The sequence below is a fragment of the Providencia lanzhouensis genome (genome assembly GCF_050469745.1).
Taxonomy (GTDB): Bacteria; Pseudomonadota; Gammaproteobacteria; order Enterobacterales; family Enterobacteriaceae; genus Providencia; species Providencia lanzhouensis.
This window is the reverse complement of the sequence record NZ_CP174123.1, coordinates 75731-96300: the sequence shown is the minus strand read 5'-3', so window position 1 is coordinate 96300 and position 20570 is coordinate 75731. Positions and strand designations below refer to the sequence as shown.

At 45.2% G+C, this 20570-nt stretch carries 14 protein-coding genes, 2 tRNA genes and 3 rRNA genes; 7 read left to right on the top strand and 12 right to left on the bottom strand.

The genetic code is table 11. From position 1 onward, the window contains the following. Nucleotides 1–3: 3 nt before the first annotated feature. Nucleotides 4–1047, top strand: coding sequence for a tryptophan--tRNA ligase (gene trpS, locus ACIH2S_RS00405; RefSeq protein ID WP_108479680.1), 1044 nt, complete (start codon nt 4–6; stop codon nt 1045–1047). Between the two features lie 78 nt (nt 1048–1125). Here the strand turns inward: trpS and ACIH2S_RS00400 are convergent, their stop codons facing one another. After that, nucleotides 1126–1671, bottom strand: a complete 546-nt coding sequence (locus ACIH2S_RS00400) for a toxin-antitoxin system YwqK family antitoxin (RefSeq protein WP_036950123.1) — start codon at nt 1669–1671, stop codon at nt 1126–1128. A 296-nt stretch (nt 1672–1967) separates the two neighbouring features. Here ACIH2S_RS00400 and ACIH2S_RS00395 point away from each other — a divergent pair, with 296 nt between their 5' ends. Next, nucleotides 1968–2846 carry a pirin family protein gene (locus tag ACIH2S_RS00395; RefSeq protein ID WP_036950125.1) on the top strand — a complete coding sequence of 293 codons (879 nt, stop codon included), beginning with the start codon at nt 1968–1970 and terminating at the stop codon, nt 2844–2846. A 32-nt stretch (nt 2847–2878) separates the two neighbouring features. Here ACIH2S_RS00395 and ACIH2S_RS00390 read toward each other — a convergent pair whose 3' ends face one another. From ACIH2S_RS00390 to sodA, 3 genes are all read right to left on the bottom strand, one after another. Beyond that, entirely contained in the window at nt 2879–3784 is a 906-nt protein-coding gene (locus ACIH2S_RS00390; protein ID WP_036950127.1) for a LysR substrate-binding domain-containing protein, read from the bottom strand. 36 nt (nt 3785–3820) lie between these two features. Continuing rightward, nucleotides 3821–4501: a 6-hydroxyaminopurine reductase gene (gene yiiM, locus ACIH2S_RS00385; RefSeq protein ID WP_108479683.1), complete on the bottom strand. Its 681-nt coding sequence runs from the start codon at nt 4499–4501 to the stop codon at nt 3821–3823. Between the two features lie 142 nt (nt 4502–4643). Further along, nucleotides 4644–5270, bottom strand: a complete 627-nt coding sequence (sodA, locus tag ACIH2S_RS00380; RefSeq protein WP_036950130.1) for a superoxide dismutase [Mn] — start codon at nt 5268–5270, stop codon at nt 4644–4646. Between the two features lie 397 nt (nt 5271–5667). On the opposite strand from sodA, the gene acs reads away from it, so the two are divergent. The 3 genes from acs to actP all read left to right on the top strand — a co-directional run bounded on the left by acs (nt 5668) and on the right by actP (nt 9785). Beyond that, nucleotides 5668–7623 (top strand): acetate--CoA ligase, encoded by a 1956-nt coding sequence (gene acs / locus ACIH2S_RS00375; RefSeq protein ID WP_036950132.1) that lies wholly within the window; start codon nt 5668–5670, stop codon nt 7621–7623. A 204-nt stretch (nt 7624–7827) separates the two neighbouring features. Next, nucleotides 7828–8139, top strand: a complete 312-nt coding sequence (locus ACIH2S_RS00370; protein WP_006663518.1) for a DUF485 domain-containing protein — start codon at nt 7828–7830, stop codon at nt 8137–8139. Continuing rightward, nucleotides 8136–9785 (top strand): cation/acetate symporter ActP, encoded by a 1650-nt coding sequence (gene actP, locus ACIH2S_RS00365; protein WP_036950135.1) that lies wholly within the window; start codon nt 8136–8138, stop codon nt 9783–9785. Before ACIH2S_RS00370 ends, actP begins: the two co-directional genes overlap by 4 nt. Before the next feature lie 58 nt (nt 9786–9843). On the opposite strand, the gene ACIH2S_RS00360 is transcribed toward actP, so the two are convergent. From ACIH2S_RS00360 to ACIH2S_RS00335, 6 genes are all read right to left on the bottom strand, one after another. Continuing rightward, nucleotides 9844–10272 carry a hypothetical protein gene (locus ACIH2S_RS00360; RefSeq protein ID WP_108479682.1) on the bottom strand — a complete coding sequence of 143 codons (429 nt, stop codon included), beginning with the start codon at nt 10270–10272 and terminating at the stop codon, nt 9844–9846. Between the two features lie 387 nt (nt 10273–10659). Continuing rightward, nucleotides 10660–10775, bottom strand: a 5S ribosomal RNA gene (rrf, locus tag ACIH2S_RS00355). 139 nt (nt 10776–10914) lie between these two features. Next, a 23S ribosomal RNA gene (locus tag ACIH2S_RS00350) occupies nt 10915–13820 on the bottom strand. A gap of 201 nt (nt 13821–14021) precedes the next feature. Beyond that, nucleotides 14022–14097 (bottom strand) — tRNA-Ala (locus tag ACIH2S_RS00345). Nucleotides 14098–14230: 133 nt separating this feature from the next. Continuing rightward, nucleotides 14231–14307: transfer RNA gene (locus ACIH2S_RS00340), tRNA-Ile, on the bottom strand. A gap of 65 nt (nt 14308–14372) precedes the next feature. Beyond that, nucleotides 14373–15912: ribosomal RNA gene (locus ACIH2S_RS00335) — 16S ribosomal RNA — on the bottom strand. The 16S, 23S and 5S rRNA genes sit together here with 2 tRNA genes alongside, the layout of an rRNA operon. Nucleotides 15913–16441: 529 nt before the next feature. On the opposite strand from ACIH2S_RS00335, the gene ACIH2S_RS00330 reads away from it, so the two are divergent. Then, nucleotides 16442–17134, top strand: a complete 693-nt coding sequence (locus ACIH2S_RS00330; protein ID WP_036950581.1) for a FadR/GntR family transcriptional regulator — start codon at nt 16442–16444, stop codon at nt 17132–17134. Between the two features lie 45 nt (nt 17135–17179). Then, on the top strand, nt 17180–18592 hold the full coding sequence (mdtD, locus tag ACIH2S_RS00325; RefSeq protein ID WP_108479109.1) for a multidrug transporter subunit MdtD: 1413 nt from the start codon (nt 17180–17182) through the stop codon (nt 18590–18592). On the opposite strand, the gene rbsR is transcribed toward mdtD, so the two are convergent. Next, nucleotides 18589–19590 carry a ribose operon transcriptional repressor RbsR gene (rbsR, locus tag ACIH2S_RS00320; protein ID WP_165906962.1) on the bottom strand — a complete coding sequence of 334 codons (1002 nt, stop codon included), beginning with the start codon at nt 19588–19590 and terminating at the stop codon, nt 18589–18591. The two genes, mdtD and rbsR, sit on opposite strands and share 4 nt — an antisense overlap. 9 nt (nt 19591–19599) lie before the next feature. Then, the gene (gene rbsK / locus ACIH2S_RS00315; protein WP_036950585.1) at nt 19600–20523 is read right to left on the bottom strand and encodes a ribokinase; all 924 of its coding nucleotides are present in this window, start codon (nt 20521–20523) and stop codon (nt 19600–19602) included. Between the last annotated feature and the right edge of the window lie 47 nt (nt 20524–20570).

The window sequence follows — 20570 nt, the reverse complement described above, 5'->3', positions numbered from 1 at the left end:
GAAATGAGCACACCCACTGAGAAATCTAAACAAACCCAGAAACCTATTGTATTCAGCGGCGCACAGCCTTCCGGTGAATTAACCATCGGTAACTACATGGGTGCGTTACGTCAGTGGGTTAAAATGCAAGATGATTATGATTGCATCTACTGTATCGTTGACCAACACGCCATTACCGTTCGCCAAGACCCTGTTGAACTGCGTAAAAGAACCCTTGATACATTAGCGCTCTACTTAGCTTGCGGTATTGATCCTAAGAAAAGCACCATTTTTGTTCAGTCACATGTGCCACAACATGCACAACTGAGCTGGGCACTAAACTGCTACACCTATTTCGGTGAACTGAGCCGCATGACCCAGTTCAAAGACAAATCTGCTCGCCACTCAGAAAACATCAACGCCGGTCTGTTTGACTACCCAGTTCTGATGGCTGCCGATATTCTGGTTTACCAAACTAACCAAGTTCCTGTTGGAATTGACCAGAAACAGCACCTTGAACTGAGCCGTGATATTGCTCAGCGCTTCAATGCCATTTACGGAGATATTTTCACCGTACCTGAGCCATTTATCCCAACTGATGGCGGCGCTCGCGTGATGGCATTACAAGAGCCAACCAAGAAAATGTCTAAGTCTGATGACAACCGCAATAACGTGATTGCGCTGTTGGAAGATCCGAAATCCGTTGTGAAGAAAATCAAGCGTGCCATGACTGACTCTGAAGAGCCACCACGTATTTGCTACGATGTTGAAAACAAAGCGGGTGTTTCTAACCTGCTAGATATTCTTGCTGGCGTGACAGGCAAAAGCGTGAAAATGCTGGAAGCCGAGTTTGAAGGCAAAATGTACGGTCATCTGAAAGGTGTGGTCGCGGAAGCAGTTTCCGACATGCTGACTAACTTACAAGCTCGTTACCATGAGTTCCGCAATAATGAAGCGCTGCTGAACCAAATTATGGATGAAGGCGCGACCAAAGCAGCGGCTCGCGCTCAAGAAACCTTAGACAAGGTTTACGATGCAATCGGCTTTGTAAAACGCCCACAGCTTTAATCTTACATCGCTATTCAATAGCAAAAAGCCAATTAACTTTCTCACAGTTAATTGGCTTTTATTTTATCTGTAATCCACTTACTTCGCGGTATATAACTTACCGTCTTTAATCAGACCCTGCTTTAATAGCTCGCCATCCTGTCCGCGCTCTTCAAGAACACCTTCCGCAACCCCATTAACAAAACTCGTTTTAAGATGCAGATTATTCTTTGGCGTGTCGTAATAGGATTTATAATCGCCGTTGAGTCGGTCATTGCTATATCCCATCTCGGTATCTAAATTTCCATTAGGATGGTAAGACTTAATGACACCATCCACTTTGCAATTTTTTATAGGAATAAACATTTTTGGCTGACCATTTTTATAATAAACCGTAATGCTTTTATCTAAGCAGTTGTTTTTCACCCACGATTTAAACTGAATGGCACCATTTCCATAACGTTCAATATAGTCCCCGTCCGGCGCCCCTTCAGGAATATCCAGCTCTGGCATTCTCAAGCTTTCTAGCTCTTTAAACTCTTCTAACTGTATACCATTGTTGTCATACTGAGGCGCTGGCTGAGAAAGGCAGCCAGACAACATGAAGGCAACAGAAAATGCCATGGCGATATTAGTTGTTTTCATTACAATCCTTTTATCGGAATCACAGGTTTACTCGGAGACATCATACCTATTTAGTATTCTTGATCGTTCATGTTTAAGATGAATAAATGAAGAGGAACGCTCCGATTTTTGCTAACCCGAAGCATACTAGAAACCGACATTTAACTCACTCATCCATGACTACATTGTTCTATTTATAGAACAATCAAACCTATTTTTGCCTCTACTCACCCTGCTTTGGCTCTTCTATTATTGGTTCATCGAAATGATTAGTTCATAACACTGATCAGTTTATAAAACCAGTTTGGAGTCTCACCATGAAAAAGATTATTGGTATTTATCAATCCCCACGTAGCCACTGGGTTGGTGATGGTTTCCCTGTTCGCTCCATGTTTAGTTATAGCAACCACGGGAAATACCTGAACCCATTCTTACTGTTGGACAGAGCGGGTCCGCACCCATTCCCAGCATCTGAAGGGGATAACCGTGGTGTTGGCGAGCATCCACATAAAGGCTTTGAAACCGTTACCATCGTGTATGACGGCGAAGTGGCTCACCACGATTCTACTGGAGAAGGTGGGGTTATCGGACCAGGTGATGTGCAGTGGATGACAGCGGCATCAGGAATACTTCATCAAGAATATCAGTCTGATAACTTTATGAAAAATGGCGGTACTTTGGATATGGTGCAGTTGTGGGTCAACTTACCCGCTAAAGATAAGCTGGCTGCACCGGGTTACCAATTGCTGACTCGCGATGCTATCCCGACCATTAACTTACCGAATGAGGCGGGCACATTACGGGTCATTGCAGGCGACTATCTAGGCAACACAGGCGCCGCACGCACATTTACCGCCCTTGATGTCTGGGATCTGCGTCTGAATAAAGGGAAAGTCGTGGGATTGCCAACCAAAACTGGTCGCAATGTTGGACTGGTGATGTTGAAAGGCAGCCTATTTGTGGATGGTCATACTGCATTGAATGAAGGTGAGTTGATGATCCTCGATGCTACTGATAGCAATGTGCTGTTAGAAGCCACCACCGATGAGGCTTTAGTGCTGCTGCTTAGCGGTGATCCTATCGATGAGCCAGTGGTGGGATATGGCCCATTTGTGATGAATACGAGCCAGGAAATCAACGAAGCCGTGAATGATTTTAATAGCGGTAAATTTGGTCGGATCCCGAATGCCAGATAACCATAAAGTCCTCTGAATTTTTTCAGGGGACTTTATTTTTTCCCAGCCGCCATATTCTCAGCCAAATAAGTTAGAAATAACTGAACTGCGGGTAACAACCCTTTACGGGAAGGGTACACAGCATGAATGATATCTTCTGGAAATTGCCAATCTGGCAACACTTCCACCAATTCACCACTTTTTAACTCATTTTCAACCACACCTCGGGGTATACGGGCGATCCCCAGCCCTCTTACCGCAGCACGGTATAACGTTAAAATATCGGTGGTGGCTAGCTTGGGAGTGACATGCACAGTTACACTCAGCTCATCACTGTTTTTTAAAGATAGAGTGTAACGCTGTGAATGCTCCGTATTGGCAAGAACTGGGTAATCCACCAGCTGTTCAGGGGTTGATGGTTCCCCTTTTTCACGGAATACGCTTGGATTTGCAACTAATATCCGCCGAGAATACCCCAACACTTTCATCATCATTCCAGAATCATCTAGGGGTAATGAACGTACGCGTAATGCCAAATCCAACCCTTCACTGATCACATCGACGGGGCGGTTAACTGCCAGAATTTGCACATCGATATCAGGGTATTTTTCCATAAAATCAATCAGTAAATCCTGCAAATAGACTTGTAATAAAGTAACGGGGCACGAGAGCTTAATAGTACCTTTGGGATGTGTTTGTACTGAGCAAATCAGTTCATGGGCGATATCCGCTTCTTCCACGACATTCTTACATTGCTGATAAAAAACTTGTCCAATATCAGTGACATGAAATTGCCGTGTTGATCGATAAATCAGTGAGACATTTAGTTTTTGCTCTAAGTCGGCAATACGACGACTGAGTTTTGATTTTGGGATCCCAAGCGCCGCACCTGCTTGAGAAAAACCACCATGTTCAACGACTTTAACGAAATAATAGAGATCATTTAAATCGTACTGCATGCTGTTTTCCTCAATCCTAATGACAGTGATAAACCATCAGCCGCGTCGACCAAATAAACGGTGGCTAAACTCTTCAATTTTATGATGCTCTAACCGATTTTGCATCGTCAGGCTCCAACTCGCCGATAGCCCCGCCGCAGACAATAATCGACGATACAACTCTTCATCATACGGCGCATGGAAAGCTATCATAATCGCTTCTTGCATAGAGACATCACTATTACGGCTCAAGAGTTTAAGTGGGGTATCCACACCGACACTACCGCCTTTAATGACTCGATATAACCAACCACAGCGACCTTCGTCCTGCATGACTTGAGCAAAATTTTCCACTCCCGTTAACCCATTGAGTTTATAACAAGGGGAACGCGGTTGAGTGACTTGAATACGTGCGTCACCCCAAGCATAAATATCACCGATAAAAACGTTTTCTTCGGTCATTCCTTGAGTTGACAGGTTTTCACCAAAAGCGGAAGGAAGGAATAAATCCTCTAATTGCGGGTATCGTTGTCGCCAAAATTCATAATGTTCTTGCGGGTAATGACATAACGCTCTATCAGGCCCACCGTGAAAACGCGTTTCTGCTTGTTCATCCCCTTCAATGCCTAAGCTGTTTAAAGTTAATACCCCATCCACTGCTCGCTTATGAATAGCGCTAACTCCACAATGGGCAGTGCTTTGAATGGTACCAATAAAAACTTGAGGATGTATTTTCACCGTTTTGCTCCCGATAACCCAGCCAGAAAGAGTTTTCATCATAAAGAATGACCATAGAGATAACAACGTTATACCGACGGTAAAAACAAAAAACGCGACTCCTAAGAACCGCGCTTATTAAAAAAATCAGTTAGCAAAAAAATTACTTGGTTTTTTCTGCGAAGCGTTTTGCTGCTTCATCCCAGTTCACAACTGACCAGAAAGCTTTGATGTAGTCAGGGCGACGGTTTTGATATTTCAGGTAGTAAGCGTGCTCCCAAACATCTAAACCAAGGATTGGGTAACCTGAAGCGCCGGAAATTGCTTCACCCATTAATGGGCTGTCTTGGTTTGCAGTAGAAACCACAGCCAGTTTGCCATCGGCTTTTAATACCAGCCACGCCCAGCCAGAACCAAAACGGGAAGCTGCGGCTTTTTCGAACAGATCTTTAAAGGCATCAACGCTACCAAAGTCACGCTCAATAGCGGCTTTCAGTTCGCCTTGCAGGTCAGTACCTAATTTTAACCCTTTCCAGAACAGGCTATGGTTTGAGTGGCCGCCCGCGTTATTACGTACAAAAGTACGTTGATCTGCGGGGATTTGGTCTAATTTTTGGATTAACACATCAATATCTAAACCCGCCAATTCAGGCAGTTTTTCTAAGGCGGTATTGGTGTTATTCACGTAAGTTTGGTGGTGCTTGGTGTGATGGATTTCCATGGTTTGTTTATCAAAATGAGGTTCCAGCGCATCGTAAGCATAAGGTAAAGCAGGTAATGTATAACTCATATTGTTTGTCTCCAGTGACTTATCTTTCTACCTCACAGACTGAATTAGGATTTCAGTAACTGCGTGTTTTTAACCACGCACCCATTATAGTTATTTTAGTGTTAATGAAAATCATTATCATATCCATGTGAATTCTGTGGATTTTTCCAACAACTATCATCAATAGATTATTCAGTAACTAATACCACTATAATTCGCCTTTGTTTTTCTTTAATTCTAATGTTAGTTATATTTTTGAATTTTTATTTCAATCATGGATTTAGCATCAAATGATCATACTGCAAATCCCATTACTATTAATACGTGATCTTCCGCTCAAAAGAAAAACAAAGTAACCATCCATACTTCAGTTAACTGTTTTTTGACATACTATTAACATCTGCAAGGAGATAATAATATGACACAAATAACTAAACATCCCGTTCCTGCTAATATTGCTAAAAATGCCCTGATAAACGAACAACAGTATAACGATGAGTACCAACGCTCGATTCAAGACCCCGAAGGATTTTGGGGCGAAAAAGGGAAAATCGTTGATTGGATTAAACCTTACACTCGCGTTAAGAACACCTCATTCGATCCAGGGCATGTCAATATCCGCTGGTTCGAAGATGGCACCTTAAACCTGAGCGCTAACTGTTTAGACCGTCACCTAGCCACTCGTGGCGACCAAACCGCTATCATCTGGGAAGGTGATGACCCTAACCAATCAAAAAATATCACTTACCGTGAGCTGCACCATGATGTGTGCCAGTTCGCAAACGTTCTTAAGAAGCAAGGCATCCGCAAAGGGGATGTCGTCGCTATCTATATGCCAATGGTGGTTGAAGCCGCTGTCGCGATGCTGGCATGTGCGCGTATCGGTGCTATCCATACCGTCATCTTTGCGGGATTCTCCCCTGAGGCAGTCTCTGGGCGCGTTATTGACTGTAAAGCTAAGCTTATCATCACCTCTGATGAAGGCTTGCGTGCAGGTCGCGCTATTCCACTGAAAAAGAACGTGGACGATGCACTGCAAAACCCACAAGTCACTACCGTCGCGAATGTGATTGTTTACCGCCGTACAGGTAATGCACCAAGCTGGGTTGAAGGCCGTGACCTTTGGTGGCACGACGTTATCCAAGGCGTAAGCGCAGATTGCCCACCGGAAGAAATTAATGCAGAAGATCCGCTGTTTATTCTCTACACTTCCGGCTCCACAGGTAAACCTAAAGGGGTTCTCCACACCACGGGCGGTTATCTGGTTTATGCAACGCTGACATTCAAATACACCTTTGATTATCATGAAAATGAAGTCTACTGGTGTACGGCGGATGTGGGCTGGGTAACGGGTCATAGCTATCTGCTTTATGGACCGTTATCTAATGGTGCAAAAACCTTAATGTTCGAAGGTGTGCCAAATTATCCAGCGGTTAACCGCATGGCTCAAGTCGTTGATAAGCACCAAGTCAATATCCTATATACCGCACCAACTGCTATTCGTGCACTGATGGCGGAAGGTGATAAAGCGATTGAAGGTACCCAGCGCGATTCTCTACGTATTTTGGGATCGGTCGGTGAGCCAATCAACCCAGAAGCGTGGGAATGGTTCTACAAGAAAATGGGGAACAGCCGCTGCCCAGTGGTTGATACATGGTGGCAAACGGAAACCGGTGGTTTCATGATCACACCACTGCCGGGTGCAACGATGTTAAAACCAGGTTCAGCAACACTGCCATTCTTTGGCGTTCGCCCTGCATTGGTTGATAACCTTGGTGAGCCGCTCGATGGCTCAACGGAAGGTAACTTAGTCATTGTGGATTCTTGGCCGGGTCAAGCTCGTACCCTGTTTGGAGACCATGAACGTTTCGAACAAACCTATTTCTCCACCTTTAAAGGAATGTACTTTAGTGGTGATGGTGCGCGTCGTGATGAAGATGGCTATTACTGGATCACAGGTCGTGTTGATGACGTCCTGAATATTTCAGGTCACCGTTTAGGGACAGCAGAAATTGAATCTGCCCTCGTTTCACATCCGAAGGTTGCTGAAGCTGCTGTCGTGGGTATTCCTCATAGCATCAAAGGGCAGGCAATCTATGCCTATGTCACGTTGATTTCTGGCGAGGAACCATCCCCAGAGTTGTACACTGAAGTGCGTAATTGGGTTCGTAAAGAAATTGGTCCAATTGCCACGCCAGACGTTTTGCATTGGACAGATTCTTTACCGAAAACGCGTTCCGGTAAGATTATGCGCCGTATCCTACGAAAAATTGCATCAGGTGATACCAGTAATTTTGGAGATACTTCCACACTGGCAGATCCAGGTGTTGTCGAAAAACTGCTCGAAGAAAAACAGTCAATGAGTATCTCGTAGCTATATAAATAGTTGTGTAGATAGCTCATGGCACTACAGGTCGCCTTCGGGCGACCTAAAATCAATACTCAGCATCACTCAATCAGCAGAAAATAGAGTCTGACCGAATACCCAGTTAATTCCTTGGGTAGCCATGTGTCGCCCTAAAATCCGCCTTTGAGCTATCAGAGTATGCCAATAATACAATAACAGAGGAGAACTCTGATGAATGCTACTGCTTACGAAAAGGTCGAGGCAAACCCTCTCTTTCAAGAATTAGTGAGAAAACGTAGTCGCTTTTCATGGTTGTTATCTGCAATAACGTTAGTTCTGTATGTTGGTTTTATCTTTCTTATCGCGTTTGATCCAAGCTGGCTAGGAACCCCAATAACTGAAGGTTCCTATATCACCCGCGGTATTCCTGTAGGCGTTGGGCTGATTGTGATCTCGTTTATCTTAACGGGTTTATATGTCATCCGTGCTAACAGTGAATTTGACCGCTTAACCGCCGAAATCTTAAAAGAGGTAGAAAAATGAAAGTCTTGCTCTCACTTATTCTGTTTTTTACCTCGTCAATGGCGTTCGCTGATGCCCTGACAGGCGATGTTGAGCGTCAACCTGTCAATATTCAAGCCATTGTGATGTTCTTGCTGTTTGTGGGTTTTACGCTTTATATCACTTACTGGGCTTCAAAAAGAACTCGCTCTCGCTCTGATTACTATACTGCCGGCGGAAAAATTACGGGTTTCCAAAATGGAATGGCAATTGCGGGTGACTTTATGTCCGCAGCTTCATTCTTAGGGATCTCGGCTCTAGTTTATACTTCGGGATACGATGGGCTTATCTATTCCATCGGCTTCTTAATTGGCTGGCCAATTATTCTGTTCTTAATTGCCGAGCGCTTACGAAATTTAGGTCGCTATACTTTCGCGGATGTCGCGTCATATCGATTACAACAAAGACCTATCCGCATTCTGTCTGCAATGGGCTCCTTAGTGGTTGTGGCACTGTACCTAATCGCTCAGATGGTTGGGGCAGGAAAGCTGATAGAGCTGTTATTTGGGCTTAACTATCATATTGCTGTCGTGATTGTTGGGATATTGATGGTGCTATATGTCCTATTCGGTGGGATGCTCGCAACCACATGGGTACAGATCATCAAAGCCATTTTGTTACTCGCAGGCGCAACCTTTATGGCTGTTATGGTCATGAAACATGTCGGCTTCAACTTCAATACGTTATTTAAAGAAGCCGTTGAAGTACATAAAAATGGTATCGCCATTATGAGCCCCGGAGGACTGGTTTCCGACCCAATATCCGCCTTGTCTCTTGGATTGGCCTTGATGTTTGGTACAGCAGGTTTACCTCACATCATTATGCGCTTCTTCACCGTTAGCGATGCAAAAGAAGCCCGTAAGAGCGTGTTCTACGCGACTGGATTTATCGGTTACTTCTACATTCTGACATTTATCATCGGTTTTGGAGCTATCGTTCTGGTTAGCTCAAACCCTGACTTTAAAGATGCAGCTGGCGCCTTAATCGGTGGTACCAACATGGCAGCGGTACACCTCGCCGATGCTGTAGGTGGAAACTTCTTCCTTGGGTTTATCTCTGCGGTTGCTTTCGCCACCATTCTCGCGGTTGTTGCTGGTTTAACGTTGGCGGGTGCGTCTGCGGTTTCCCACGACCTGTATGCGATGGCGATTAAAAATGGTAAAGCCGATGAACGCGATGAATTGCGCGTATCAAAAATTACCGTGGTGATCCTTGGCTTCGTAGCGATTGGTTTAGGAATTTTGTTCGAGAAACAAAATATCGCCTTCATGGTGGGCTTAGCCTTCTCTATTGCAGCAAGCTGTAACTTCCCAATCATCCTACTATCAATGTATTGGAGCAAGTTAACCACGCGAGGTGCTCTTGCAGGTGGTTGGTTAGGCTTGATTACAGCGGTTGTTCTGATGATTTTAGGCCCAACAATCTGGGTGACTATTCTGCATCATGAAAAGCCGATTTACCCTTATGAATACCCAGCATTCTTCTCCTTGATTGTCGCGTTTACGGCATCTTGGCTATTCTCAGTCACCGATAATTCAGAGAGAGGTAAAATGGAAAGAGCCCGCTTTAAAGAGCAGTTTGTACGCTCACAAATTGGCTTAGGTATTGAGCAAGGCAAATCTCACTAAATTCATCGATAGAAACAAAAAAGCGACTCAAATGAGTCGCTTTTTTTAATGCTTAGACTTAATTGGCGTAAGCGCGTTTTTCTATTGCTAACCAATCTTCTACTAAAGCATAAAAGCCTTGAGGGTTACTTTGCTTTTCAACGAGTAACTTTTGATACTCCGCTTTATCTTTAGGTGTATAACGCGAAAGCAATTGCTCCAACATAGGGCGTTTATCGACAAACTTAGCCCCTATTCTAAAGCTTTTATATAAACCAGCGGCAATTCCAATACTAAGAACAACCACTGAAACAATTGCCATAGCATTGTTCTCTAACCCAAGGTGATTTTTCACCATCACGAGTAAAGAGAAGGGTACAAAAAACATAACTAACAGTGAAAGGATAATGGCGCCATCTTGTCCATTGTTAAATTCATTCTCTTGCTGTTTATTCACAGAAATAATCTGCTCAAAAATCTGGCTATTGCTGCTTTTCATTTTATTCATATAACCCACCTATTTGATGAATGCTCATCTTCTTTCCGCTAAATTTAACAATTCAACATCTTAATTGATTAAAAATAACCATTTTTAATAGTATATGAATAATGGAATTAAACATCAATTTAACAATACTTACCTATTATATTTTACATTAGAGTAATTGAGGGGGAATTCTGTGTAAAAAATAGAGAAAGAATAATGTGTTAGATGCTTAAATGATAATCAATTAATTTCGATGAGCGATTATTAATTTTAATCAATTGTGAAAATAATGGTTTTTATAACAGAGTTTTTATAACTAGGGTCACAATAAGCCAATGTATTACCAATTATTCATTTCCCCCAAACGCAAAAAAGCCACCCAATGGGTGGCTTCTCGGCTAATTTGATGTCTGGCAGTTCCCTACTCTCACATGGGGAGACCCCACACTACCATCGGCGCTACGGCGTTTCACTACTGAGTTCGGCATGGGGTCAGGTGGGACCACCGCGCTATTGCCGCCAGACAAATTCTGTTTATTCCCGTCTAAGTTTTCTCTTAAACCAGAATATCAATCCTGAACAAGCTGTGTGTCTACCTTCCGGCTTCTCACTTTCTTTGAAAATCAACTTAATCTCTCATCCCGAAAACACCTTCGGTGTTGTCAGGTTAAGCCTCACGGTTCATTAGTATTGGTTAGCTCAACGTATCGCTACGCTTACACACCCAACCTATCAACGTCTTAGTCTTAAACGTTCCTTTAGGACCCTTAAAGGGTCAGGGAAGACTCATCTCAAGGCAAGTTTCCCGCTTAGATGCTTTCAGCGGTTATCTCTTCCGCACTTAGCTACCGGGCAATGCCATTGGCATGACAACCCGAACACCAGTGGTGCGTCCACTCCGGTCCTCTCGTACTAGGAGCAGCCCCTTTCAATCTTCCAACGCCCACGGCAGATAGGGACCGAACTGTCTCACGACGTTCTAAACCCAGCTCGCGTACCACTTTAAACGGCGAACAGCCGTACCCTTGGGACCTACTTCAGCCCCAGGATGTGATGAGCCGACATCGAGGTGCCAAACACCGCCGTCGATATGAACTCTTGGGCGGTATCAGCCTGTTATCCCCGGAGTACCTTTTATCCGTTGAGCGATGGCCCTTCCATACAGAACCACCGGATCACTAAGACCTACTTTCGTACCTGCTCGAGCCGTCACTCTCGCAGTCAAGCTGGCTTATGCCTTTGCACTAACCGCATGATGTCCGACCATGCTTAGCCAACCTTCGTGCTCCTCCGTTACTCTTTGGGAGGAGACCGCCCCAGTCAAACTACCCACCAGACACTGTCCGCACCCCGGATTACGGGGCTACGTTAGAACATCAAACATTAAAGGGTGGTATTTCAAGGTTGGCTCCACGCAGACTGGCGTCCACGCTTCAAAGCCTCCCACCTATCCTACACATCAAGGCTCAATGTTCAGTGTCAAGCTATAGTAAAGGTTCACGGGGTCTTTCCGTCTTGCCGCGGGTACACTGCATCTTCACAGCGAGTTCAATTTCACTGAGTCTCGGGTGGAGACAGCCTGGCCATCATTACGCCATTCGTGCAGGTCGGAACTTACCCGACAAGGAATTTCGCTACCTTAGGACCGTTATAGTTACGGCCGCCGTTTACTGGGGCTTCGATCAAGAGCTTCTCCTTACGGATAACCCCATCAATTAACCTTCCAGCACCGGGCAGGCGTCACACCGTATACGTCCACTTTCGTGTTTGCACAGTGCTGTGTTTTTAATAAACAGTTGCAGCCAGCTGGTATCTGCGACTGGCTTCAGCTCCATGAGTAAATCACTTCACCTAATGCCAGCGTGCCTTCTCCCGAAGTTACGGCACCATTTTGCCTAGTTCCTTCACCCGAGTTCTCTCAAGCGCCTGAGTATTCTCTACCTGACCACCTGTGTCGGTTTGGGGTACGATTAATGATAATCTAGAGCTTAGAGGCTTTTCCTGGAAGCGGGGTATGAGCTACTTCGCCACCGTAGTGACTCGTCATCAGACCTCAGCATATAGTGAACCGGATTTGCCTAATTCACCTGCCTACATCCTTAAACCGGGACAACCGTCGCCCGGCCAGCCTAACCTTCTCCGTCCCCCCATCGCAATTATCACCAGTACGGGAATATTAACCCGTTTCCCATCGACTACGCATTTCTGCCTCGCCTTAGGGGTCGACTCACCCTGCCCCGATTAACGTTGGACAGGAACCCTTGGTCTTCCGGCGTGCGGGTTTTTCACCCGCATTATCGTTACTTATGTCAGCATTCGCACTTCTGATACCTCCAGCAACCCTCACAGGTCACCTTCACAGGCTTACAGAACGCTCCCCTACCCAACAATATTTACATATCGCTGCCGCAGCTTCGGTGCATAGTTTAGCCCCGTTACATCTTCCGCGCAGGCCGACTCGACCAGTGAGCTATTACGCTTTCTTTAAATGATGGCTGCTTCTAAGCCAACATCCTGGCTGTCTGAGCCTTCCCACTTCGTTTCCCACTTAACTATGACTTTGGGACCTTAGCTGGCGGTCTGGGTTGTTTCCCTCTTCACGACGAACGTTAGCACCCGCCGTGTGTCTCCCGTGATAACATTCTTCGGTATTCGTAGTTTGCATCGAGTTGGTAAGTCGGGATGACCCCCTAGTCGAAACAGTGCTCTACCCCCGAAGATGAGTTCACGAGGCGCTACCTAAATAGCTTTCGGGGAGAACCAGCTATCTCCCGGTTTGATTGGCCTTTCACCCCCAGCCACAAGTCATCCGCTAATTTTTCAACATTAGTCGGTTCGGTCCTCCAGTTAGTGTTACCCAACCTTCAACCTGCCCATGGCTAGATCACCGGGTTTCGGGTCTATACCCTGCAACTCATTCGCCCAGTTAAGACTCGGTTTCCCTACGGCTCCCCTATACGGTTAACCTTGCTACAGAATATAAGTCGCTGACCCATTATACAAAAGGTACGCAGTCACACCATAAAGGTGCTCCCACTGCTTGTACGTACACGGTTTCAGGTTCTATTTCACTCCCCTCGCCGGGGTTCTTTTCGCCTTTCCCTCACGGTACTGGTTCACTATCGGTCAATCAGGAGTATTTAGCCTTGGAGGATGGTCCCCCCATATTCAGACAGGATAACACGTGTCCCGCCCTACTCGTCGAGTTCACAACACCAACACCTTCGGATACGGGGCTATCACCCTTTACTGCCGGCCTTTCCAGACCGTTCTCCTGATGCTAATGCTGATTAAGACTCTGGGCTGCTCCCCGTTCGCTCGCCGCTACTAGGGGAATCTCGGTTGATTTCTTTTCCTCGAGGTACTGAGATGTTTCAGTTCCCTCGGTTCGCTTCGTTTGACTATGTATTCATCAAACGATAGTGCAACGAATTGCACTGGGTTTCCCCATTCGGAAATCGTCGGTTATAACGGTTCATATCACCTTACCGACGCTTATCGCAGATTAGCACGTCCTTCATCGCCTCTGATTGCCTAGGCATCCACCGTGTACGCTTAGTCGCTTAACCTCACAACCCGAAGGTGTCTTTACCAACTGACCCGACGGCCAGTTGAACACATTCAAGTTGAGATTTTTGAGAGACTCTCACATTGTTTAAGCGATAAACAATGTGCGTTGTTTTCAATTTTCAGCTTGTTCCAGATTGTTAAAGAGCATAATTATTCGCAATAGACTATTTCTAATCTATTCTGAATAATCAGAAAGTTTATGGTGGAGCTAAGCGGGATCGAACCGCTGACCTCCTGCGTGCAAGGCAGGCGCTCTCCCAGCTGAGCTATAGCCCCATAAAGGTAATTCCAGTATCGATTCTCTCACTAAGAAAGAATTTTGAGTTAAATCGAATTTAAGCAAGGCATAACTTGGCGACGTTTACGTCTGGTAAACGAGCTGAGTTATAACGAAGCATCAATTCGATTTTGGTAGGCCTGAGTGGACTTGAACCACCGACCTCACCCTTATCAGGGGTGCGCTCTAACCACCTGAGCTACAAGCCTATCGATACCGTTACTCTATTTCATCAGACAATCTGTGTGAGCACTTCACAAAAACACTTCAATGGTAAGGAGGTGATCCAACCGCAGGTTCCCCTACGGTTACCTTGTTACGACTTCACCCCAGTCATGAATCACAAAGTGGTAAGCGCCCTCCCGAAGGTTAAGCTACCTACTTCTTTTGCAACCCACTCCCATGGTGTGACGGGCGGTGTGTACAAGGCCCGGGAACGTATTCACCGTAGCATTCTGATCTACGATTACTAGCGATTCCGACTTCATGGAGTCGAGTTGCAGACTCCAATCCGGACTACGACGTACTTTATGAGTTCCGCTTGCTCTCGCGAGGTCGCTTCTCTTTGTATACGCCATTGTAGCACGTGTGTAGCCCTACTCGTAAGGGCCATGATGACTTGACGTCATCCCCACCTTCCTCCGGTTTATCACCGGCAGTCTCCTTTGAGTTCCCGACCGAATCGCTGGCAACAAAGGATAAGGGTTGCGCTCGTTGCGGGACTTAACCCAACATTTCACAACACGAGCTGACGACAGCCATGCAGCACCTGTCTCAGAGTTCCCGAAGGCACTAAAGCATCTCTGCTAAATTCTCTGGATGTCAAGAGTAGGTAAGGTTCTTCGCGTTGCATCGAATTAAACCACATGCTCCACCGCTTGTGCGGGCCCCCGTCAATTCATTTGAGTTTTAACCTTGCGGCCGTACTCCCCAGGCGGTCGATTTAACGCGTTAGCTCCGGAAGCCACTCCTCTAGGGAACAACCTCCAAATCGACATCGTTTACAGCGTGGACTACCAGGGTATCTAATCCTGTTTGCTCCCCACGCTTTCGCACCTGAGCGTCAGTCTTTGTCCAGGGGGCCGCCTTCGCCACCGGTATTCCTCCACATCTCTACGCATTTCACCGCTACACATGGAATTCTACCCCCCTCTACAAGACTCTAGCTGACCAGTCTTAGATGCCATTCCCAGGTTAAGCCCGGGGATTTCACATCTAACTTAATCAACCGCCTGCGTGCGCTTTACGCCCAGTAATTCCGATTAACGCTTGCACCCTCCGTATTACCGCGGCTGCTGGCACGGAGTTAGCCGGTGCTTCTTCTGTTGGTAACGTCAATCGCTGATGATATTAGCATCAACGCCTTCCTCCCAACTGAAAGTACTTTACAACCCTAAGGCCTTCTTCATACACGCGGCATGGCTGCATCAGGCTTGCGCCCATTGTGCAATATTCCCCACTGCTGCCTCCCGTAGGAGTCTGGGCCGTGTCTCAGTCCCAGTGTGGCTGATCATCCTCTCAGACCAGCTAGGGATCGTCGCCTTGGTGAGCCATTACCTCACCAACTAGCTAATCCCATATGGGTTCATCCGATAGCGCAAGGACCGAAGTTCCCCTGCTTTGCTCCTGAGAGATTATGCGGTATTAGCTACCGTTTCCAGTAGTTATCCCCCTCTATCGGGCAGATCCCCATACATTACTCACCCGTCCGCCGCTCGTCAGCGAGAAGCAAGCTTCCCCTGTTACCGCTCGACTTGCATGTGTTAGGCCTGCCGCCAGCGTTCAATCTGAGCCATGATCAAACTCTTCAATTAAAAAGCTTGATGCTCAAAGAATGTTACTGTCGTTTGATTTCCGAAGAAACCAAATTACCTATTAGTTCATATATATGAATTAACGTGTTAGTCACTCTTCAAGACTTAAAATCAAATATTTTTTTGATAGTGTCCTGTGAGTGCCCACACAGATTGTCTGATAAATTGTTAAAGAGCGGTGCGACTTAATCTTTTGATTATCGACTTTAGGTCGTTGTCGCGAGGTGTCGTATACTACGTTTTTTATTTAGAAAGTCAAGCGATTATTTTCAACTATTTTCTTTCTTCACCTCTGTTATCACGGGGCTTCGAGGTTTTCTTCGAGCCGGTTTGTCGTGACAACGGATGCGCATTATAGGGAGCTCGAAAAATCTCGCAAGTGTTTTTTTACATATTTATTTCGTTCGCGTTTTTTTTAGCCAAATATGACTTAATAGCGTAAATTACTACTGTTTTTTGACTATTTCAGCAGCAATAATTGATTTACTCACGTAACATATCATTGATTAGTATCTGTATGAGATGAATTATGGAATTGAGCAAGCAACAAAATGCCTCACAAAAAAACCTCTCTTTTATTATTGCGCGGAGTCTTGGACAGCTCATATTAAAAGGCACCTACTTATCTGACTCTATTCTTCCCAGTGAATTAGAATTATCAAAGCAGTTTAATGCCAGCCGAACCGCCATAAGAGAAGCCATTAAAACATTAGCAGCAAAAGGCATGGTTTTAGCTCGCCCTCGAATTGGTACACGAGTCATGCCCTCATCGAATTGGAACTTTCTCGACCAAGACTTATTAAATTGGTGGATTAACAGCGAAGAAAAGTCAGTGGTAATTACACACTTTCAAGTTGTTCGTCTCGCCATTGAGCCTCAAGCTTGCTATCTCGCTGCACTGAATGCCACAGAAGAACAAAAACAGTCTCTACAATTACTATCAAATGAAATGGTAACCTTAGAAAAAGAGTTCGATAGACCTCACTGGATAAAAGTTGATTTTCGTTTTCATCTCACTATCTATCGGGCGTGCTGTAATCCTTTTTTAATTTCGTTCGCGAATCTGTTTAGATCGGTGTACCAGCTTTATTTTGATGCAATAACAGAAAATGATGCGATTGAAGTGGAACTTCATCAACAACTTGCTGATGCTATTATTAATGGCAATAGTCGTGAAGCTTACGATCTCTGCTATACCTTATTAACGACAATGAACAAATAAGCTAACAGAACGAATTCGCTCACCAAATTTATCAATAGGTAACGGATGTTTAAAACTGCTAAAAATATGTCGGGTTTGCCATGGATTGCCGCGATGGCTTTCTTTATGCAAGCGTTAGATGCCACGATATTGAATACGGCACTGCCTGATATCGCCAAAAGTTTGCATCACTCCCCATTAGCGATGCAATCTGCCGTGGTGAGCTATACCCTAACAGTTGCACTGTTAATTCCGGTGAGTGGTTGGTTTGCCGATAGATTTGGTACTCGACGTATCTTTATTATTGCAGTTTCTCTGTTTTCTTTAGGATCATTGCTCTGCGCTCTTTCCCCTTCATTAACTGTGCTCGTTATTTCTCGCGTTATCCAGGGAATTGGCGGAGCAATGATGATGCCAGTAGCGCGACTCGCATTAATTCGGGCGTATCCGCGCAGTGAACTTTTGCCTATTTTGAATTTTGTCACCATCCCTGGATTAGTTGGCCCCATCTTAGGCCCCCTGCTGGGTGGTATTCTCGTCACCTATGCCACATGGCATTGGATATTTATTATTAATATCCCTATTGGTGTGCTTGGGATTGTATATGCATTAAAGCATATGCCTGATTTTAAAATGCCAAAACGCAAGTTTGATACCCTTGGATTTATTTTATTTGGGTTTGGCTTGGTCATGCTTTCCGTCAGTTTGGATCTGTTTGGCGATAAATCATTATCTAGCTATATTCCTTTGGCTATTGTTCTAGGCGGTTTTCTTTGTCTTCTTCTTTATATACTTCATGCAAGGCGCATTAAGCACGCCATTATTCCGCTTAACTTATTTAAGACGAGAACCTTTTCCATCGGTATTAGCGGTAACATCGCCACTCGATTAGGTACTGGAAGCATTCCATTCCTAATGCCATTGATGCTGCAAGTGGGATTTGGTTATGAAGCTGTGGTGGCGGGAATGATGATGGCTCCGCTGGCCATTGGCTCGATTACAGCAAAATCCGCAGTCACAAGAATTCTAACCCGATTTGGATACCGTAATACGCTATTTACTGTCACGGTGATTATTGGGTTGATGGTCTCGCAGTTTTCGCTGCAATCTCCAGATATGTCGATTTATCTGCTTATCGTTCCGTTGTTTGTTTTAGGAATGGTGATGTCCACCCAGTTCACTGCCATGAATACCATTTGCTTAGCGGACTTAACAGATAATAACGCTAGCGCTGGCAACAGTATGCTAGCGGTGACTCAACAGCTTTCGATTAGCTTTGGGATCGCGGTGAGCGCCACCATTTTGAGCTTTTTTGATAACCAGCCAAATAGTAATGTCGTGGATAACTTCCATTACACCTTTATTACTATCGGGGCTATCACGTTACTTTCTGCCTTTGTGTTTTTATTACTCAGTAAAACTGATGGTGATAATTTGATTAAAGGCAAAAGCAAAAAATCTGAGAAAACGCAGAATTAGCGTTTCCTCACTGATTGGCGTTCCACGAGTTTTGGCGTTAAAACTAAAACAGAGGGTTCCGCATCTGGGTTATCCATTCGATAAATAAGTTGGTTAACCGCTTGCTGACCAAGTTCATCCTTTGGCTGATGAACAGTGGTAAGTGGTGGGATCATATAAGAAGAGAGTGCAATATCGTCATAACCAATAATGGAAATGTCGTCAGGTACTTTCATGCCTTTTTGGTAAATAGCTTGGTAAGCACCGACCGCCATCGCGTCATTCCCCGCAAAAATAGCATCTGGAGGATTCGATAACGCCAAAAGCTTATTCATTGAATCAAATCCACCTGAAAATTCAAAATCACTAAAGATAATATATTCTTCGTGGATTTTGAGGGATGCAGCCTTCATGGCATGAAGAAAACCTTGATAACGCGCTTGTGCGGGAGATTTATCTTGAGGACCGGCAATACAGGCGATTCGAGTAAACCCAGCATCGATTAAATGACGCGTGGCGATTTCACCGCCGAGGAACGAGTTATCCTGAATAATATCTCCGGCTGATTCAAACGGAGACCAGTCCATCATTACTGTAGGAACGGAGGGATAACGAGAAAATACCGCTTTGGATGGACCTTGCGCTTCGGTGCACATAATAAGAAGCCCATCGACGCGTTTTTGCAGAAGAGTTTCTAAGCTATGATCCATCCGCTTAAAATCCCCTTCGGTGTTACACAGGATCAAACTGTAACCCAATTCGTAGCAACTACGTTCTACACCACGCACGACTTCCGCATAAAACGGGTTATTACTGGCTGTCAGTAACATTCCAATGGTATTGGTGCGGTTCATCTTCAAACTTCTCGCTAAGGCCGATGGCGCATAGTTGAGTTGTTCGATGGCACTTTTTACCCGTGAAGTAACGCTTTCGCTAACATAGCGATTTTGATTGATAACATGGGAGACGGTGGATGTTGACACGCCAGCAAGGCGAGCAACATCTTTCATTGTTGCCACAAATTAATCCTATTGAAGAAGAAACTGGTCTATTTCATTACGCCATGGAACAGAAGGTTGTGCGCCGGGACGCGTCACTGCAATTGCAGCAGCCGCATGGGCAAAGACAATCGCATCTTCATCGGACTGACCTTCAAGTAGCGCAGTTACATACGCCCCATTGAATGTATCACCTGCTGCAATGGTGTCCACCGCTTTCACTTTAAAGCCCGGAATTATTTTGCCTTGCTTGCCAGATTCACTGAACCAAACCCCTCTGGCACCTAATGTAATCATCACTTTATTAATGCCTTTTTGATGCAGTGCTTGTGCTGCTTTTTGTGCGCCTTCTTCATCATTAACAGCGATGCCCGTTAAATGCTCCGCTTCCGTTTCGTTTGGCGTGATCACATCCACCAGCGACAGTAGCGAATCAGGTAACGCTTGTGCAGGCGCAGGATTTAAGATCACTTGGGTTTGATGTTGGCGCGCAATCTCAGCGGCCATTTGGACAGTTTCAATTGGGGACTCAAGCTGCATCAATAGCGCATCCGCATCGACAATTTTTTGCTGATACCCTGCCAGTCGCTCTGTGGAGAGATGACCATTAGCCCCAGCATTAATCCCAATAATATTTTCGCCTTGCCCGTTTACGTAAATAAGTGCAACACCCGTGGTTTCGCCAGCAACTGAGTCGATGCAATCAATCTTAATCGTATCTTTTTGCAGTTGTTTTTTGATGCTGACGCCGACATCGTCATCACCGACACAAGCAATAAATGTGATATCAGCACCACTACGACCTGCGGCGACTGCCTGGTTCGCGCCTTTACCGCCGAAAGCAACTTGGTAACTATCACCTCTTACTGTTTCGCCTGGCTGGGGAAACTGTTGCACATTAAGAATGTGGTCAACGTTGATACTACCTAAAACAACCAGTTTAGCTGCTGCCATCACATTTATGTCCTTTCGCTACGCAATTAAATAAACCGCCGCAAAGT

What these genes read in the sequence shown, in the direction of transcription:
- trpS (WP_108479680.1), top strand. Translation starts at nt 4, where the DNA reads ATGAGCACACCCACTGAGAAATCTAAACAAACCCAGAAACCTATTGTA.
- ACIH2S_RS00400 (WP_036950123.1), bottom strand. Translation starts at nt 1,671, where the DNA reads ATGAAAACAACTAATATCGCCATGGCATTTTCTGTTGCCTTCATGTTG.
- ACIH2S_RS00395 (WP_036950125.1), top strand. Translation starts at nt 1,968, where the DNA reads ATGAAAAAGATTATTGGTATTTATCAATCCCCACGTAGCCACTGGGTT.
- ACIH2S_RS00390 (WP_036950127.1), bottom strand. Translation starts at nt 3,784, where the DNA reads ATGCAGTACGATTTAAATGATCTCTATTATTTCGTTAAAGTCGTTGAA.
- sodA (WP_036950130.1), bottom strand. Translation starts at nt 5,270, where the DNA reads ATGAGTTATACATTACCTGCTTTACCTTATGCTTACGATGCGCTGGAA.
- acs (WP_036950132.1), top strand. Translation starts at nt 5,668, where the DNA reads ATGACACAAATAACTAAACATCCCGTTCCTGCTAATATTGCTAAAAAT.
- ACIH2S_RS00370 (WP_006663518.1), top strand. Translation starts at nt 7,828, where the DNA reads ATGAATGCTACTGCTTACGAAAAGGTCGAGGCAAACCCTCTCTTTCAA.
- actP (WP_036950135.1), top strand. Translation starts at nt 8,136, where the DNA reads ATGAAAGTCTTGCTCTCACTTATTCTGTTTTTTACCTCGTCAATGGCG.
- ACIH2S_RS00360 (WP_108479682.1), bottom strand. Translation starts at nt 10,272, where the DNA reads ATGAATAAAATGAAAAGCAGCAATAGCCAGATTTTTGAGCAGATTATT.
- ACIH2S_RS00330 (WP_036950581.1), top strand. Translation starts at nt 16,442, where the DNA reads ATGGAATTGAGCAAGCAACAAAATGCCTCACAAAAAAACCTCTCTTTT.
- mdtD (WP_108479109.1), top strand. Translation starts at nt 17,180, where the DNA reads ATGTTTAAAACTGCTAAAAATATGTCGGGTTTGCCATGGATTGCCGCG.
- rbsK (WP_036950585.1), bottom strand. Translation starts at nt 20,523, where the DNA reads ATGGCAGCAGCTAAACTGGTTGTTTTAGGTAGTATCAACGTTGACCAC.